The organism is Shimia sp. R9_1 (assembly GCF_017743775.1).
In the GTDB taxonomy this organism is placed as follows: Bacteria; Pseudomonadota; Alphaproteobacteria; order Rhodobacterales; family Rhodobacteraceae; genus Shimia.
On sequence record NZ_JAGHRN010000001.1, the window covers coordinates 894,113 to 909,591 of the forward strand.

General features: G+C 57.8%; 16 protein-coding genes. 10 read left to right on the forward strand and 6 right to left on the reverse strand.

The window, feature by feature from the left end:
- Window position 1: 1 nt before the first annotated feature.
- The 3 genes from J7399_RS04260 to J7399_RS04270 all read right to left on the reverse strand — a co-directional run bounded on the left by J7399_RS04260 (window position 2) and on the right by J7399_RS04270 (window position 3,256).
- Complete coding sequence (locus J7399_RS04260) at window positions 2-1,135, reverse strand: Gfo/Idh/MocA family oxidoreductase (RefSeq protein ID WP_209084299.1); 1,134 nt, start codon at window positions 1,133-1,135, stop codon at window positions 2-4.
- 104 nt (window positions 1,136-1,239) lie between these two features.
- Window positions 1,240-2,133 (reverse strand): TIM barrel protein, encoded by an 894-nt coding sequence (locus J7399_RS04265; protein WP_209084300.1) that lies wholly within the window; start codon window positions 2,131-2,133, stop codon window positions 1,240-1,242.
- Between the two features lie 19 nt (window positions 2,134-2,152).
- Window positions 2,153-3,256 (reverse strand): Gfo/Idh/MocA family oxidoreductase, encoded by a 1,104-nt coding sequence (locus J7399_RS04270; RefSeq protein ID WP_209084301.1) that lies wholly within the window; start codon window positions 3,254-3,256, stop codon window positions 2,153-2,155.
- A gap of 133 nt (window positions 3,257-3,389) precedes the next feature.
- Between J7399_RS04270 and iolD the strand changes: the two genes are divergently transcribed.
- The 8 genes from iolD (at window position 3,390) to J7399_RS04310 (ending at window position 12,185) form a co-directional block, all read left to right on the forward strand.
- Complete coding sequence (iolD, locus tag J7399_RS04275; RefSeq protein ID WP_209084303.1) at window positions 3,390-5,258, forward strand: 3D-(3,5/4)-trihydroxycyclohexane-1,2-dione acylhydrolase (decyclizing); 1,869 nt, start codon at window positions 3,390-3,392, stop codon at window positions 5,256-5,258.
- Window positions 5,258-6,097, forward strand: coding sequence for a phytanoyl-CoA dioxygenase family protein (locus tag J7399_RS04280; RefSeq protein ID WP_209084305.1), 840 nt, complete (start codon window positions 5,258-5,260; stop codon window positions 6,095-6,097). Before iolD ends, J7399_RS04280 begins: the two co-directional genes overlap by 1 nt.
- The gene (locus tag J7399_RS04285; RefSeq protein ID WP_209084307.1) at window positions 6,094-7,071 is read left to right on the forward strand and encodes a PfkB family carbohydrate kinase; all 978 of its coding nucleotides are present in this window, start codon (window positions 6,094-6,096) and stop codon (window positions 7,069-7,071) included. Before J7399_RS04280 ends, J7399_RS04285 begins: the two co-directional genes overlap by 4 nt.
- Window positions 7,072-7,082: 11 nt before the next feature.
- The gene (locus tag J7399_RS04290; RefSeq protein WP_209084308.1) at window positions 7,083-7,940 is read left to right on the forward strand and encodes a 5-deoxy-glucuronate isomerase; all 858 of its coding nucleotides are present in this window, start codon (window positions 7,083-7,085) and stop codon (window positions 7,938-7,940) included.
- The gene (locus J7399_RS04295) at window positions 7,937-8,767 is read left to right on the forward strand and encodes a class II fructose-bisphosphate aldolase (RefSeq protein WP_209084309.1); all 831 of its coding nucleotides are present in this window, start codon (window positions 7,937-7,939) and stop codon (window positions 8,765-8,767) included. The genes J7399_RS04290 and J7399_RS04295 overlap by 4 nt, the downstream gene beginning before the upstream one ends.
- A gap of 1 nt (window position 8,768) precedes the next feature.
- The gene (gene iolG, locus J7399_RS04300; RefSeq protein WP_209084310.1) at window positions 8,769-9,755 is read left to right on the forward strand and encodes an inositol 2-dehydrogenase; all 987 of its coding nucleotides are present in this window, start codon (window positions 8,769-8,771) and stop codon (window positions 9,753-9,755) included.
- 329 nt (window positions 9,756-10,084) lie between these two features.
- Complete coding sequence (locus J7399_RS04305) at window positions 10,085-10,960, forward strand: LysR substrate-binding domain-containing protein (protein WP_209084311.1); 876 nt, start codon at window positions 10,085-10,087, stop codon at window positions 10,958-10,960.
- A 52-nt stretch (window positions 10,961-11,012) separates the two neighbouring features.
- The gene (locus J7399_RS04310) at window positions 11,013-12,185 is read left to right on the forward strand and encodes a crosslink repair DNA glycosylase YcaQ family protein (RefSeq protein ID WP_209084312.1); all 1,173 of its coding nucleotides are present in this window, start codon (window positions 11,013-11,015) and stop codon (window positions 12,183-12,185) included.
- A 5-nt stretch (window positions 12,186-12,190) separates the two neighbouring features.
- Here the strand turns inward: J7399_RS04310 and J7399_RS04315 are convergent, their stop codons facing one another.
- Window positions 12,191-12,565, reverse strand: a complete 375-nt coding sequence (locus tag J7399_RS04315; protein ID WP_209084313.1) for a hypothetical protein — start codon at window positions 12,563-12,565, stop codon at window positions 12,191-12,193.
- A gap of 172 nt (window positions 12,566-12,737) precedes the next feature.
- On the opposite strand from J7399_RS04315, the gene J7399_RS04320 reads away from it, so the two are divergent.
- The gene (locus J7399_RS04320) at window positions 12,738-13,496 is read left to right on the forward strand and encodes an alpha/beta fold hydrolase (RefSeq protein WP_209084314.1); all 759 of its coding nucleotides are present in this window, start codon (window positions 12,738-12,740) and stop codon (window positions 13,494-13,496) included.
- 22 nt (window positions 13,497-13,518) lie between these two features.
- On the opposite strand, the gene J7399_RS04325 is transcribed toward J7399_RS04320, so the two are convergent.
- A complete protein-coding gene (locus J7399_RS04325; protein ID WP_209065079.1) occupies window positions 13,519-13,701 on the reverse strand; it encodes a CTP synthetase in 183 nt (60 codons plus the stop codon).
- A 91-nt stretch (window positions 13,702-13,792) separates the two neighbouring features.
- A complete protein-coding gene (locus J7399_RS04330; RefSeq protein WP_209084315.1) occupies window positions 13,793-14,545 on the reverse strand; it encodes an META domain-containing protein in 753 nt (250 codons plus the stop codon).
- A 206-nt stretch (window positions 14,546-14,751) separates the two neighbouring features.
- Here J7399_RS04330 and J7399_RS04335 point away from each other — a divergent pair, with 206 nt between their 5' ends.
- Complete coding sequence (locus J7399_RS04335) at window positions 14,752-15,438, forward strand: response regulator transcription factor (RefSeq protein WP_209084316.1); 687 nt, start codon at window positions 14,752-14,754, stop codon at window positions 15,436-15,438.
- Window positions 15,439-15,479: the final 41 nt, after the last annotated feature.

Below are 15,479 nucleotides of genomic sequence, written 5' to 3' on the forward strand. Positions count from 1 at the left end.
CCTACCGAAACATCGGTGGCCGCGCATCCATCCAGGTGCCACCGTCTTTGGCAGAGGCCACAGCGGAATAAACCGCAGCCATGGAGCGCACACCCGCGGCAGCATTCGGCAGACCGTCACGCACTTCGCCCGCAATCGCATCAGCCAAATCGCAGTAGATGTTGGCAACGGCCAACGGGAAGCCTTCCGGATGGGCTATCGCGACACGGCTCAGCCGCTGCGCATCCTCATAGAGCCCCGCCTCACCCTTTTCGATCACCTGCGTGCGGCCACCAACAGGCGTGTAGATCAACTGGTTCGGCTGCTCAGACGCCCAGCGCAGCCCGCCGGTTTCACCAAACACCTGAATATCAAAGCCATGCTGCCGCCCGATGGCCACCGAAGAAGTCCAAAGTCGCCCGACGGTGCCACCGCTCATGCGGAAATTGACCATAGCGTCATCTTCCAACTCGCGACTCGCAATGGTCGACGCAAAATCTGCCGACAGGCTTTCCACCTCGTCATCCGCAATGAAGCTCGCCATATGCAGCGCGTGAATCCCGCAATCCGCAAATTGCCCGGACACGCCAGCCATCGCAGGATCATAGCGCCAGCGAACTCTTGGATTGTCAGCGTCCGCGGCATCCCCATGGTGGCCGTGACTGAAGTTTGTCACCACCAAACGCACCTTGCCGATCTCACCCGCACGCACCATTGCGCGGGCCTGACGCACCATCGGATAGGCGGAATAGCAATAGTTCACCGCACAGATCTTGCCCGAGGCAGCGGCAATCTTCACGATCTCCTCCCCCTCCTCCACAGTCATGGTCATAGGTTTTTCGCAAAGAACGTTAAAACCTGCTTCCAAAAACGACTTGGTGATCTCAAAATGAGTGGAGTTTGGTGTGGCCACCGTGACCAGATCGACGCGATCCTCTCGAGCTCGCTCACCCGCCAGCATTTCAGTCCAATCGCCATAAGCACGATCTTCAGCCACACCGAGGCGCTGCGCATATTCCTTGCCCACGTCAGGCCGATGATCCAGCGCGCCAGCGGTAAACTCAAAGCGCCCATCCGCCAGCGCCCCCAATCGGTGAGCTGGTCCGATCTGGCTGCCTTCGCCGCCACCAATCATGCCCCATTTCAGCTTTTTCATGAGCTCTCTCCTCCCCATGATGTCGGCGGAGATGCACCGACATCGCACCCCCGCAATACTGCTGCGATACCGCCGCCTTACAGACGCGATACCGACGCCACATTTTAGATAAAACCAATGGTTTCCAGATACTCTCGGTTCTTGCGCGCATCTCCGACAGGGTCTGGATCCAAGAGCGGATCACAATCCTGCTCCACTGTGCACCACCCCTCAAATCCAGCACCCAACAGAACCTGGCGAACTGCCGGGAAATCCACATCCCCATCACCAAGGTTGCAGAAAATCCCTTGCCCGCAAGCGTCATAGAAACCCGTGCGATTGGCGATCACCTCAGCCTTGACCTTCGGGTCTATGTCTTTGAAGTGCATATAAGAAATGCGCCCCACGTGTTTTTTCATGAAGGCAACCGGATCAAATCCTGCATAGGAATGATGCCCCGTATCAAAACAGATCTTCAGAAGGCTCTCGTCTACTTCATCCAGAAGACGCTCAAGTTCTGGTTCAAAATCCATAAACCCCGCGGCATGCGCATGAATACCAACTGTGAGCCCGTATTCCTCAGAGCCGATGCGCGCCGTCTCCGCAATACGGTCACGATAGGCGCTCCACTCAGCCTGATCCATCTGCTCCGCCTCACCCGCACGCCCAGCAGTTGGCGCCCGACGAGGAGAGATTGAGTCAATTAAAACAAGATGTTGAGCACCATGCGCCTTCAGAGCCTTAGCTGTCCGATGGGTGGCGTCGAGCACATCTTCCCAAGCGCTTGGATCATGATAGGCACGGAACACCACGCCACCAATCAACTCCAGCTCATGCTCTGCCAAAGCATCCGACAACACGGCAGGATCTTCCGGCATAAAGCCCACCGGGCCCAGCTCTATGCCCTTATATCCCGCTTCAGCGCATTGCTTTAAAACAGTTTTCCAGCTTGGATTGCGGTCATCTTCCGCAAATTCAACACCCCAAGAGCAGGGTGCATTGCCAATTCGCATCGTCATTGCTTGTCACTCCGAAAATTCAGAAGCCTTTGATATCTTTCCAGCTCTTGGCTTCGCTTGACGCCAAAGCTGCCGCGATCACGCGGTTTACCTCATGTCCATCGCGGAAGGTCGGCCAGACCGCTTCCCCGGTTTCAATCGCGCGCAGGAAGTCCCGCGCCTCGATGATGATCTGATCCTGATAGCCGGTACCGTGCCCCGGCCCTTGGCAGAAGGGCTCATAATCCGGATGTGCGGGACCGGTTAGGATTTTCACAAATCCGCGCGCCTCTTCAGGGCCGTCCATGCGATAGAGCCAAAGCGCATTCTGATCTTCCTGATCAAAACGGATCGCCCCTTTTGTCCCCGTGATTTCATAGGCGTAGCCCATCTTGCGACCCGTTGCGATCCGCGAGAAATACATATGACCCATGGCGCAATTCTGAAACCGACACATGATCTGCGCATGATCGTCGTTGGTCACACGACCACCCGGGCGCTCCGCATGAACTGTCTCGACCTCCCCCATAACCTTTGCAATCGGTCCCAACAAAGCGAGTGCGGCATTCACCATATGCGGCGCCAAATCGCCCATGGTGCCATTGGCCATGCCTTCGGTGCGCCAACTCGCTGGCGCCTCCGGGTCTGCATAGAAATCCTCGGTGTGCTCCCCGCGAAACCAGGTCACATCCCCAATCGCGCCATCCGCAATCAGCTTGCGCGCAAATTGCGTTGCAGGCGTGCGCACATAGTTGAAACCGACCATATTGGCGACACCGGCCGCCTCAGCAGCAGAGACCATAGCCGCCCCATCCGCAATCGACGCACCCAAAGGCTTTTCACAGAGAACAGGTTTGCCCAGCGCGAAAGCGGCTTCAGCAATGTCACGATGAGTTTCTTGCGGCGTCGCAATGACAATTGCTTCCACCTTCGGATCCGCCACCAGCGCCCGCCAATCCGCCGTCGCCCGCGCAAACCCAAACGCAACACGATATCGCTCTGCACTCTCAGACCGCGAGGCACAGACCATCTCAAGCCGCGGCCGCAATGCCGTATTAAACACAGCGCCGACTGCGGACATCGCAACCGCATGGGCTTTTCCCATGTAGCCACCGCCACATATGCCTATGCCAATCTCTGTCACCTTTGGCGCTCCGTTTTGAAATTCAGTTTGCAACCGGTTGCAAAACTTGTATCGTGAGAATCGAAAGCTCGCAAGCTGCATTCGAGGGAGGTCGCAAAATTCTCCCCGAAAACTCCAAAGGGTTCGCGCTCAAATGACGACAGAAAACTCCACGATCCGCCTCACCACGGCGCAAGCCATTATTCGCTGGCTCTCCAATCAGTTCATCGAAATTGACGGGCAGAAAGTGCGCGTCTGCGGCGGCGGTTTTGGCATCTTTGGGCACGGCAATGTGACTTGCCTTGGTGAGGCCCTGAACGAGGTCCGTGAAGAGTTGCCCCTGTATCGCGGACAAAACGAGCAGAGTATGGGATTTGCGGCAGCGGGCTATGCCAAACAATGGCTGCGCCAGCGCTTTATGTTCTGCACCGCCTCCGCCGGCCCCGGCACCGCAAACCTGCTCACCGCATCCGGACTTGCCCACGCCAACCGCCTGCCCATGCTCATGCTCTGCGGCGACACATTCCTGACCAGGCTGCCTGATCCGGTGCTGCAGCAGATGGAAAACTTCAACGACCCGACTTTCGGGGTGAATGATGCCTTCAAACCGGTTGTGCGCTACTGGGATCGCATCACGCACCCTGCGCAGGTCATTCAATCACTGCCAAATGCCCTAGCCACCATGCTGGACCCGGCCGATTGCGGCCCCGCCTTCCTTGGCTTACCTCAGGACGTACAGGGGTGGACTTACGACTACCCGGCAAAGTTCTTTGAGAAAAAAGTGCATCGCATCCGGCGACAGGCTGCTGACAGCGCAGAGATTGCAGATGCTGCCACCGCACTGTCAAAAGCTGAGCGCCCAATGATCATTGCAGGTGGCGGCGTGCAATACGCCCAAGCCACGGCAGAACTCGCCGCTTTTGCAGAAAAACATAAAATCCCGGTGGTCGAAACCATCGCTGGCCGCGCCAATATGATGGCAACTCACCCGCTCAACTGCGGCCCCATCGGCGTGACCGGCTCTGACAGCGCCAATGCGCTTGCGGCGCAGGCTGATGTGATCCTCGCGGTTGGTACGCGCCTGCAGGACTTCACGACCGGCAGCTGGACAGCCTTTGATCAGGACGCGCAATTTATCTCAATCAACGCCGCCCGCCACGACGCCGGGAAACACATGTCACTGCCTGTCGTCGGCGATGCCAAACTGGCTCTTGAGGCACTTGACGCAGCACTCGCTGTATCTACCCCCCAAAGTTGGCTGGACTTCGCACAAGAAGAGCGCACCAAATGGAACGCCTATGTGAAAGACAATGTCTCCTACGGCAACCGCCCCAATTCCTATGCCCAAGCCATTGGTGTGGTGAACGACCTCTGTGACCCACGCGACCGCATTGTTGCCGCCGCAGGCGGCCTGCCGGCCGAGGTCACCGCCAATTGGCGCACGCTGGACATCAGCACAGTCGACGTGGAGTTCGGCTTCTCCTGCATGGGCTATGAAATCGCAGGCGCCTGGGGCGCGCGCATTGCGCAGTCCGAGCGTGAACCGGATCAAGACACCATCACCTTCTGCGGCGACGGCTCTTATCTGATGCTGAACTCAGACATCTACTCATCTGTGCTGAGCCGCAAAAAGATGATTGTACTGGTGCTCGACAACGGCGGCTTTGCGGTGATCAACAAGCTTCAGAACAACACCGGCAACGAGAGCTTCAACAACCTTCTCGAAGACTGTCCCACAATCCCCGAAGCCTTTGGCGTCGACTTCGCGGCTCACGCCGCATCGATGGGCGCTACTTCAGAAAAAGTCTCGAACCCTGCTGAGTTGGGCGAAGCCTTCAAGCGCGCCAAGGCCAGTGACAAAACCTATGTGATTGTCATGGATGTGGACGCCTACGAAGGGTGGACAACGGAAGGACACGCTTGGTGGGAAGTTGGCACGCCGCATGTAACCGAAAACGCAAAGGTCCGCGAGAAACACCTCGAAATCGAGGCCGAACGCTCAAAGCAGCGCAGAGGTGTCTGATGCGCCGCTTCACCAAAGATAACGCGGACCCGGCCACAATTGTTGAAGAGCTTCTGCACGGCCGCGGAGCAGTCGGAATCTCTGGCCTGTTCTCGCCAGAAGACATCGCAGAGGCACGCGCCATCGTTATGGAGCACTCAGAGCAAGAGGCGCCAAAGGTCACACATTTTCAAGGTGCTGCCGAAGACGATGGCAAGATCAACTTGCAGCGGCGGGTTTGGAATCTTCTGGCCAAAGGAGAGGTTTTCTCCCGCATGGCCGCGCACCCAACCCTGATGACCATCCTACGCCAATTCCTCGGCTCTGAATTCATTATGGGGTCCATCGCGGCCAACCGTATCCTGCCCGGCGGGCCGGGTCAGGAGCCGCATGTGGACTACCCCTACTGGGATTTTCACAAACCTGAGACCCACCCTATTGGTCTGAACGGCTCTTTTCCTATGAACGCGCAGGTCTCTGTGTTGCTGGATCCCTTCACTGAAGAAAGCGGCGCAACCGCCTATATGCCCGGCTCCCAAAAAGAGCTGCGCTACCCAACGCCTGAAGACAGGTTTTACGACACCTGCGCCCGTATGACCGGAGAGCCAGGGGATGTAGCGCTGTTTTACGGTGTCACCTGGCACTGCGCCATGCCCAACAACGCAGATCACGACCGCAGCGCAATCCTGATCCAATATCTGCCCAAATGGGTGAAACCGATGGAGGACATGCCCGCAGCTTTGTCGCAGTCGTTCATCGACGCCGCGAGCCCGGACATGCGCCAACTTTTGGGCCTCGACTACCCCTACCCCGAAGTGCTGGACGCGGCCAAAGCGGGCAATACCGAGGGTCGCACATGAACTTGATCGACGCCATCACCTCCCGCAAATTTGTGGTCTTTGGCCGCGCTGGGATGGACATGTTTGCCGACCCCGTGGGCACAAAATCGGAACTGGCAGAGACCTTTCGCGCCGACCTTGGCGGCTCCTCCGCCAATATTTGCGCCGGCCTCGTAAAACTTGGGTGCGAGGCCGCGTTGGTGACCTCCATCTCTGATGATGCTGTGGGCCGCTTTGCTCAAAATCGGTTAGAGCACTACGGCGTGAACACGCGATACCTACGGACAGTTGGAGGTGAGTATCGCCTCTCTCTCGCTGTTTACGAAAGCTGTATTGAGGACTTTCAGAATGTGATCTACCGCAACGGCGCGGTGGATTTTCAGGTAACCAATGACGACGTGGATCGCGTGGATTACAATACCTTTGGCGCACTGATCACCGCAGGAACCGTCTTTGCCTCCGAGCCGTCCCGCAGCTCCACCTTCCGTGCCTTTGAAAACGCGCGCGCCGCTGGCATGCCTGTGATCTTTGACATCGACTACCGCCCCTATTCTTGGCCCTCACCGGAGGTCGCGGCCGACGTGCTCTCGCGCGCCGGTGACGCCAGCGACTTGATTGTCGGCAATGACGAAGAGTTCGGCTTCATGGCAGGCGGCATCGAAAAAGGGTTGGACAAAGCCCGTGAGCTCGCCGCCTCCGGCAAAATGGTGATCTACAAAATGGGCCAAGAAGGCGCGATCACCCTCGCAGATGGCGAAGAAATCCGCACCGGCATCTACCCGGTCACAGCGGTCAAACCAAACGGTGCGGGCGACAGCTTTATGGCAGGCCTGCTGGCAGGCATAGCTGACGGTCTGTCCCTGCGAGACGCCGTGCTGCAAGGCTCCGCCTGCGCGTCCATCGTTGTTTCCCAGCCGGGCTGCGCCCCGGCCATGCCCACACCAGCCGAGCTTGAGGCGTTCCTCGCCGCGCACGCCGGCCCCACGCATCCCTGAAGGAGAGGCCCATGCATATCGCGCCTTATAACAATGAAAACAAACCCATCGTGGACGCAGAACACGATCTGGTGCCGCTAAACTACTTCAATATCGTCAAACTCAAAAAAGGCGAAAGCTTTGACTATGCCGTGCCAGGCTATGAAACCTGCATCGTTCCGGCCACCGGCACAGTACATGTGGACGTCGAAGGTGCGGTCTATGAGAACCTCGGCAACCGTACGGTTGATGTCTGGGATGGCGAACCGGAAGGCGTTTACGTTCCGACCGGCGCCAAGGTGCGCATCACTTGCGTAACGGACTCCACCGAAACTTTCATCGCCGGCGCAAAATACGACAAGGTGCTCGAACCTTTTGACGTGCGTGTGCCAGAGCTGGACCTCGTGCAATACGGCTCTGACGACACCAAAACCCACCGCAAAATCAAGCACATCCTGGGCGCAAACCACCACGACAAAGTGGGCCGCCTTCTGGTAAGTGAGCTCTACACAGTTGGACAAGGTGGCTGGTCGGGCTTCCCAAGCCACAAACATGACACCGACCGCAAAGGCGAAGATGGCGAGATGATCGAAACTCGCCATGATGAAACCTACAACTTCCGCTTCAAGCCGAACTATGGCTCCGGCGTACAAATGCTTCAGCGTGAAGACAACAAGCCGGGCGATGCCTATCACATCATGGATGGCTCCACGATCCTGCTGGACAAAGGCTATCACCCCTGCGCGGTTCTGCCGGGCTATGAGATGTATTACTTCACCATCCTTGGTGGTCTGTCCCAGCGCAGCCTGAAGCAATACTTCCAGCCGACACACGCGGAACAGCTGCACACCATCCCCGGAATCATGGACATGGTGGCCAAGTTCAAATGAGCCTCGTAACACTCTCTGAAGTGCTTCAACCGGCGTTGAAGCAGGGCCACGCTGTGGCTGGACTCGTGACACTTGGTTGGGAAGACATGCGCGCCTATGTGGCAGCTGCCGAGGCAGAAAACGTCCCTGTGATTTTGCAAGCGGGTCCGTCCTGTCGCGAGCACACACCTTTGCCGGTCTTAGGCAAAATGTTCACCCACCTTGCAGAGCGCGCCTCCGTGCCCGTGGTAGCGCATCTAGATCACGGCTACACGGCTGAAGAATGCCGCATCGCCATCGACAGCGGGTTTTCTTCCGTGATGTTTGACGGCTCACGCAAGCCTTTGGCGGAAAACATCGCTGAAACCGCCGCGATTGTGGAAATAGCCCATGCCGCAGGTGTGTCCTGCGAAGGAGAAATCGGCTTTGTAGGCTACTCAGGCGGCGAAAACTCCGATGGCACCGATCCCGACGAGGCCGCCCAGTTTGCCCGTGAGACAAGCGTCGACGCCATGGCCATCTCGGTTGGCAATGTGCACCTGCAACAGGACAAGGAAGGCGGCCTCGATGAGCCGCGCATCCGCGCCATCGAAGCCCTGACCGAGGTTCCTTTGGTTATTCACGGCGGCTCCGGCGTGCCGGTTGCCCAGCGCACATCGCTGGCGCGTGGCTCGAAGATCTGCAAGTTCAACATCGGCACAGAACTCCGTATGGCCTTTGGCAACGCGATGCGCGAGGCTGTGAATGCTGATCCGGCACGCTTTGACCGCGTTCAAATCCTCAAGGACACCCATGACCCGCTTGTCACGGCCACTCGGACTGTGCTGCGGGCATTCAAAGGGGCTTAACATGCTCAAAATCGGACTTCTGGGGTGCGGCCGCATCGGCCAGGTACACGCCCGCTCCGTTTCTCAACTCGACGGCGTCACCGTCACCGCGGTGGCGGACGCATTTAATGCACCTGCCGCCGATCTGGCTTCCAAAGCCAACGCTAAGGTGTTGCCGTCTGAGGATCTGATCCAAAGTGCGGATGTAGACGCCGTTGTGATCGGCACCCCAACCGACACCCACTACGATCTAATCCACGCGGCATGTGAAGCTGGCAAGGCGATCTTTTGCGAAAAACCAGTCGACATGTCAGCAGATCGTATCCGCGAATGCATGACCGCGGTGGAGACATCGGGCGTTGCGTTCATGACAGCCTTCAACCGCCGGTTTGATCCCAACTTCGCGCAGGTTCAGGCGCGGATTTCGGCTGGCGAAATCGGTGGCGTCGAGCTGGTAACCATCCAGTCGCGCGACCCATCTCCGCCCCCGGTGTCCTACATCAAAACCTCTGGCGGCCTGTTCCGCGACATGATGATCCACGACCTCGACATGGCACGCTTCCTGCTCGACGAAGAGCCGGTCAGCGTGTTCGCGGTGGGCTCCTCGCTGGTAGACCCGGAAATCGGCGCAGCTGGTGATGTGGACACGGCAGCTGTCACGCTCACCACCGCAAGCGGTAAAATCTGCCAGATCTCCAACTCCCGCCGCGCGACCTATGGCTATGATCAGCGCATCGAAGTGCATGGCGCTAAGGGTATGTTGCGGGCGGAAAACATGCTGGAAACCACCGTGGAAGTGGCAACAGAAAGCGGCTTCCGCCGCGCGCCTGCCCAGCACTTCTTCCTAGAACGCTACGAAGCCGCCTACCGCGCTGAGATGGCCCATTTTGTGCAAGCGGTTTCAGACGGAACCACACCCTCGCCCAACATCAAGGACGGGCTCCGCGCTCAGGTTTTGGCTGACGCCGCTGCGCAATCCCTGGAGAGTGGCGCACCGGTCGCGGTCTAACTACGCTCCTGCGGGGTCTCCCAAAATTTCAAACGCCCAGCAGCATAACCGGGCGTTTCTGCATCACTTGCCAAAGAGTTTGGGGCGCTCAGAAACACACTTTCGCAAGCATGTCTCACGCTCACGCCAATGATCCGGCAAAACAGGCGCATCCTCTTTTGCAGCGTCCTGCCCACTCCAAGATTGTTCCCGTGTCGCAACGCGCAGCGTATTTGAAATAATTCCCAACATATCATGCACTCCTAGAAGTCTCTCTGCATCCGATATTGCTGGACATTCTTAATTCATGCGATTCAATATGATTTCCATATTGTAAGTTGGAATTACATATGGATTGGTCCGCCCTCCCCTCCCTCTCCGCCCTACGCGCATTTGAAGCGGCGGCCCGTCATGAAAGCCTCAGCGCCGCCGCGCGCGAGCTCAATGTCACCCACGCGGCCATTGCCCAACACGTGCGCCAATTGGAGGCTGAGCTCTCAGAACCGCTGCTCTACAGGTCCGGTCGCGGGGTGGCCGCTACAGAGGCTGGCCAACAACTGGCCCGCCAGCTCAGCGAGGGATTTTCCATCATTTCAGAGGGCGTAGACGCCTTGCGCCAACAAACCAACGCGCGGCCGCTTGCCGTCAGCCTCACCCCGTCTTTTGCAATCAACTGGCTGATGCCCCGCATGGGCGGCTTCTGGCAGGCGCACCCCGAGGTCACCGTCAGCCTAACCCCCAACTCTGCGCTGATTGACCTCCGTCGCGACGGGTTTGACATGGCCATACGCTTTGGTGACGGCCAATGGCCAGGACTGGAGAGCACCTTACTAACAAGAGGCGAATTCTGGGTCGTCGCATCACCGACACTCCTCGCAGGCCAAACACCCAGAACCATGCAGGATGTCAGCCATCTTCCATGGCTGATGGAAAACCACATGCTGGAGCTGCGCCGCGTCATCGAAGATGCGGATCTCGACCTATCAACAATCGATCTTACCGTTCTGGAAACCAATGAGCTTGTCATCTCCGCCTCCCTCGCGGGTCTTGGCGTTTCAGTACACCCCAGATCGCTGGTTGAGCGCGACGTCGCCGCAGGCACGCTCACGCATATTTGCTCCTTGATGCGTGAGGAGCTGGGCTACCACATCGTCACGCTTCCGGGCAGTGGCAGCCCCAACCTGCGCACTTTTCGCAAATGGCTGATGAAGGCCGCAAAAAGCTGACCATCCGCAAATTGTTCTTTCTTTGTTCCAACCAGCACGTTAGCGTCACCGCATGGATCTACGCATCTCAAACCGCGACGCCCGCCGCCTCTGGCTTTCTTTGCAGGGATTGGCTGAAACGCCGACAGGCCCCGCTGATCCACGCGCCACGATCCGCAAGCTTGGCTTTGTGCAGCTCGATAGCATTCAGGTTTTGTCCCGCGCACATCACCACATCCTGTGGTCGCGCAATCAGAACTACCGGGAGCCAATGCTCAACACGCTTCTCGCCGAGGATCGCGCCGTGTTTGAACATTTCACCCATGACGCCTCTGTTTTACCGATTGAAACATACCCGTACTGGCGCGCGCAATTTGCCCGGCGAAAGGCAAAGATGGATGAAAAAGGCTGGTATGCTGATGCGCTGACCAGCTGTGCCGATCTTGGCATCAAAGACCGCATCACAGCCGAAGGCGCGCTTTCCACCGAGGCATTTGACACCAAAATCGAAGGCCCAAAGGAGATGTGGTCCCGCCCACCACACAAACGCGCTCTCGACTACATGTGGTATGCAGGAGAACTCGCCACCTGCTATCGGCAGAATTTCAAAAAGTTCTACAACCTACCTGAACGGGTCATTCCCGAAGCTTTTCGCACCCACGACATCCCGCGCACAGACCAAATTGACTGGCTTTGCCGCGAGGCCGTTGCGCGATTGGGCTTTGCCACTTCTGGCGACATCAAGCGCTTTTGGGAAGCCGTTGATACGCCCGATGTCCGCGCTTGGGTCGAAGCATCTGATCTGATCCCCGTAGAAATCCAGACGGCCAACCGTGATTGGATCCCCATGCTCGCCACGCCGGAAATCGAGGCACAACTGGATAGCGCACCAGCCCCCACCAGCCGCCTTCGCCTCCTTAACCCGTTTGATCCGGCTATCAGGGACCGCGACCGGCTCTCGCGCCTCTTTGGTTTTGACTACCGCATCGAAATCTTCGTTCCCGCCGCCAAACGCATCTGGGGCTACTATGTCTATCCTCTTTTGGAAGGCGACCGTTTCGTGGGCCGAATCGAATGCAAGGCTGATCGAAAGAAAGGCGTGTTGACCGTGACGCAGCTTTGGGCGGAATCCGGCGTGCGCTGGACAGATGCGAGGGCGCGCAAATTGGACGCGGAACTTACGCGCATGGGTCGGTTTATCGGAACAACAGACATTCGGTGGACGTGCCAAAGGCCCAACGCCTAAGCCCCTTAAAGCACACCATGCCAACGCAAGAACACGATCAGGCAAGCCGCAAAAAGGATCAGGTTGAAGCTCACGGAACCCAGCACATCCAAAATGCGGTCAACGCGCCTCTCACGCACGTCCACCGCCTTCAAATGCGCTTCAATCTCAGCAAAGGCCCGTTTCACCGCCGCGCCATCAACCTGCATCATAAGTTTGGGGTGCTGACCCAGCTTATGAGCTTCAGCGATCACACCGGCTTGTCGATGCATGCGTGCCGGTGCGCGGCGGCCAATTTTGCGCATGGCCCGCTCAAGAGATTTGGCCCGAACGCCATATTTCTCGCGCGTCAGCTCCAAAAGACGAGCCACCTTTGCTTCAATTTCATCACCTGTCATCATCAGCTTAGCCTAAATCGCAATCCCCGAAGGGGAAACCGATTTTCAGCTTGGCTCACACAAGCGCATGAGATCGCGACGCCTTGGCAACAGAGCTCTCAACAAACAATCTCCAAGCTTTGCACCACCACACTCAGCGCTGGTACCCGCGACCAAGCCACGCTATCACGCGGTTATGTTGAATGTGATCACCCATGGCACCGCCACCGACGAACCTGATTTGCTGATCGTACACGGCCTCTTTGGCTCAGGCCGCAATTGGGGCGCGGTTGCCAAACGGCTGTCTGCCTCACGTCGTGTGATCTGCGTGGATCAGCGCAACCATGGGCAAAGCCCATGGCACGACAGCCACTCCTACGAGGACATGGCCGCGGATCTGGCTGAGGTGATCAAAGCCCAAGGCGCACCAATGGATGTGCTCGGCCACTCTATGGGCGGCAAAGCGGCCATGGTGCTTGCCCTGAGCCAGCCTAGCCTTGTGAACAGGTTGATCGTGGCCGACATCGCACCTGTGGCTTATGCCCATGATCAGAACCAGAACATTGCCGCCATGCGCGCTGTAGATCTTTCTGTGGTCACAAAACGTGCGGACGCGATCGCACAGCTGGCCGAGCACCTTGAAGACACCACTCTGCAGACCTTTTTCACCCAGTCGCTGGACGTGAAAGAACAGCGGTGGCGCTTAAATCTCGATGTTCTGGACAGTGAAATGCCGAAAATCCTCAGCTTTCCAGACATTCCAGGCGCCTTTGAGGGACCCACTCTTTTTTTGAGCGGTGCAGACTCCGACTATGTCGCCACCGAGTATCGCCCAACCATCCGGGAGAAATTTCCCAAAGCCCGCTTCGCAAAAATTCGCGATGCGGGCCATTGGTTGCACGCGGAAAAACCCCGCGAGTTTATCGCTTCAGTACAGGCCTGGCTGGATCTTTGAACGCGAGACGCTCGCCCTTGCCTCAGCGGGCGTAAAGCGCCTGCGCAACTTTCCAGCTGACCGGAAAAGCCACCAGAAAGCCGATCAGTGCTGCACCAAAGAGCCCGAGGCCGGTATTCATACCAGCAACCAGCGCGGCAATAACGGCTACACCTGCACAGGTCGAGCCAATGAAAATATGCAAAATAGTGGCCAGTCTCAGCATCGGGAAAGCTCCTTCTCTTGTTCCCCGGTGGCCTATCACAGGCAGCCCTCAAATCCTTGATTTGGATCAGCTTTGAGCCGCTATTAACAGTTCACTCTGCCAAAAACCGCATCACAACCGCGCCCCGCTCATCAATGAGCACCGTGCCACCATCCATGATACCGACAGAGGAGACTTGTGTCAGTGTTTTGAAGAAAGCCGTTTCCTGCGCGTTCAGCTCATCACTGCACGCCATTCGCGTGCTCGCCAAAGGCCCAAAGCTCAAACGATCACCCGTGCGCGTGTAGCTGCCGGTAAACCGATTGCAGCCGCTGCTCCCGCTCACGCGACCATCTGCGTCAAATTCAATCTGGGGCACACGCTCACTTTGCACGACCTCGCCGTTCATCACGACCACCAGCCAGCTGCCGATGGTCAGGTCCACATCTCCACGAGACGGCATTCGCTCCACCATGACCTCCACCTCCTCCGGCGCATTTTGGGTCAGGGCCGCAAAGCTCTGCGTACTGCGCCATAGCACATCCTCTCCGACCTGGATAATTGCTCTCACCGAATACCGCCCGTTCTCAGCGACCATCCCATCATCATAGGCCAGTCGAAAGGCAATCGGCACCTGCCCCTCCGGCTTCAAGACCTGTCGTGCCAAAACGACGGAGGCCACATCCATCTTGCTCACATCCTCAAGCGTGATTTCCACCAAAGCTTCCGGCGGCAAAGCCACCCGCTCTCGATAGGAAACAATGCCAAGCAAATCCTGAATGTCGGCCGCTGCGCTCCCGGCGATCAGTGGTAGCGCCAGCCCAGCACCTAAAATCAACTTTGCGACTGTTTGACCAAACAGCATAAAATCTACCCTCCTAGCGCAACGTGGCACGAAATTTCCAAGAGAGAAATCAACCTCTTCCGCCACAACCTAAGCACAGCCCTCTCCGCTTTCCAAGCCAACGGGGGCCGTGCGGCGAACCGCCGCCCATCACGCCAAGTCAACGCAGCACATTTTACGACCTTTGGCCCTCTTGGACTTCTGCATCTCTCTGCTAACCTGCCTCCATGCTCCATTCTGACGCGACAACCACGCAAACCCGCTTCTCCAGCGCCCTTGTGGTGGACGATCACCCGCTCTTTTGCGACGCACTTGTGATGACGCTGCAGGCCATCTCGCCAATCAAACAGGTTGCCACAGCTCCGTGCCTCACCGATGCGATCACCTGGCTTTCAACGAACCCAGCACCGGACCTTGTTGTGCTTGACCTCAACCTGCCAGATGTTGACGGTTTTGACGGCCTGCTCCGTCTCGGCAAAGCCACCTCAGCACGGGTTCTGGTGGTCTCCTCAATGGCCGACAGCCGTACGGTCAACGCCGCCCTTCAGGCAGGGGCCGCTGGGTTTGTCCCGAAGCACAGCCAGCGCGAAATGTTCCGCCGCGCTCTTGAGGCGATCGGATCCGGGCAGACTTTCACCCCGGAAGGCCACGTAAACAGCTCAGAACCCGAGGACGCGACCCAGGACGCCGTGGCCCGTCTCGCCTCTCTCACCACCCAGCAGTCGCGCATCCTTGATCTCATCTGCGAAGGCAGGCTCAACAAGCAAATCGCCTATGAGCTCTCCATCGCGGAAACCACCGTCAAGGCACATGTCACTGCCATCATGCGCAAACTTGGGGTCCACAGCCGCACCCAAGCTGTACTCATAGCGAAAGAAGCCAGTTTTGACGAACACTTGCGCAGCAGCGGTTAGCATGGCTACCTTGTGGAGGTGACCGGGGGAGCGGTCACGGG

Excerpts from the sequence above, each read along its gene's own strand:
- J7399_RS04260 (WP_209084299.1), bottom strand. The coding sequence starts at position 1,135 with ATGAAAAAGCTGAAATGGGGCATGATTGGTGGCGGCGAAGGCAGCCAG.
- J7399_RS04265 (WP_209084300.1), bottom strand. The coding sequence starts at position 2,133 with ATGACGATGCGAATTGGCAATGCACCCTGCTCTTGGGGTGTTGAATTT.
- iolD (WP_209084303.1), top strand. The coding sequence starts at position 3,390 with ATGACGACAGAAAACTCCACGATCCGCCTCACCACGGCGCAAGCCATT.
- J7399_RS04280 (WP_209084305.1), top strand. The coding sequence starts at position 5,258 with ATGCGCCGCTTCACCAAAGATAACGCGGACCCGGCCACAATTGTTGAA.
- J7399_RS04285 (WP_209084307.1), top strand. The coding sequence starts at position 6,094 with ATGAACTTGATCGACGCCATCACCTCCCGCAAATTTGTGGTCTTTGGC.
- J7399_RS04290 (WP_209084308.1), top strand. The coding sequence starts at position 7,083 with ATGCATATCGCGCCTTATAACAATGAAAACAAACCCATCGTGGACGCA.
- J7399_RS04295 (WP_209084309.1), top strand. The coding sequence starts at position 7,937 with ATGAGCCTCGTAACACTCTCTGAAGTGCTTCAACCGGCGTTGAAGCAG.
- iolG (WP_209084310.1), top strand. The coding sequence starts at position 8,769 with ATGCTCAAAATCGGACTTCTGGGGTGCGGCCGCATCGGCCAGGTACAC.
- J7399_RS04305 (WP_209084311.1), top strand. The coding sequence starts at position 10,085 with ATGGATTGGTCCGCCCTCCCCTCCCTCTCCGCCCTACGCGCATTTGAA.
- J7399_RS04310 (WP_209084312.1), top strand. The coding sequence starts at position 11,013 with ATGGATCTACGCATCTCAAACCGCGACGCCCGCCGCCTCTGGCTTTCT.
- J7399_RS04315 (WP_209084313.1), bottom strand. The coding sequence starts at position 12,565 with ATGATGACAGGTGATGAAATTGAAGCAAAGGTGGCTCGTCTTTTGGAG.
- J7399_RS04320 (WP_209084314.1), top strand. The coding sequence starts at position 12,738 with ATGTTGAATGTGATCACCCATGGCACCGCCACCGACGAACCTGATTTG.
- J7399_RS04325 (WP_209065079.1), bottom strand. The coding sequence starts at position 13,701 with ATGCTGAGACTGGCCACTATTTTGCATATTTTCATTGGCTCGACCTGT.
- J7399_RS04330 (WP_209084315.1), bottom strand. The coding sequence starts at position 14,545 with ATGCTGTTTGGTCAAACAGTCGCAAAGTTGATTTTAGGTGCTGGGCTG.
- J7399_RS04335 (WP_209084316.1), top strand. The coding sequence starts at position 14,752 with ATGCTCCATTCTGACGCGACAACCACGCAAACCCGCTTCTCCAGCGCC.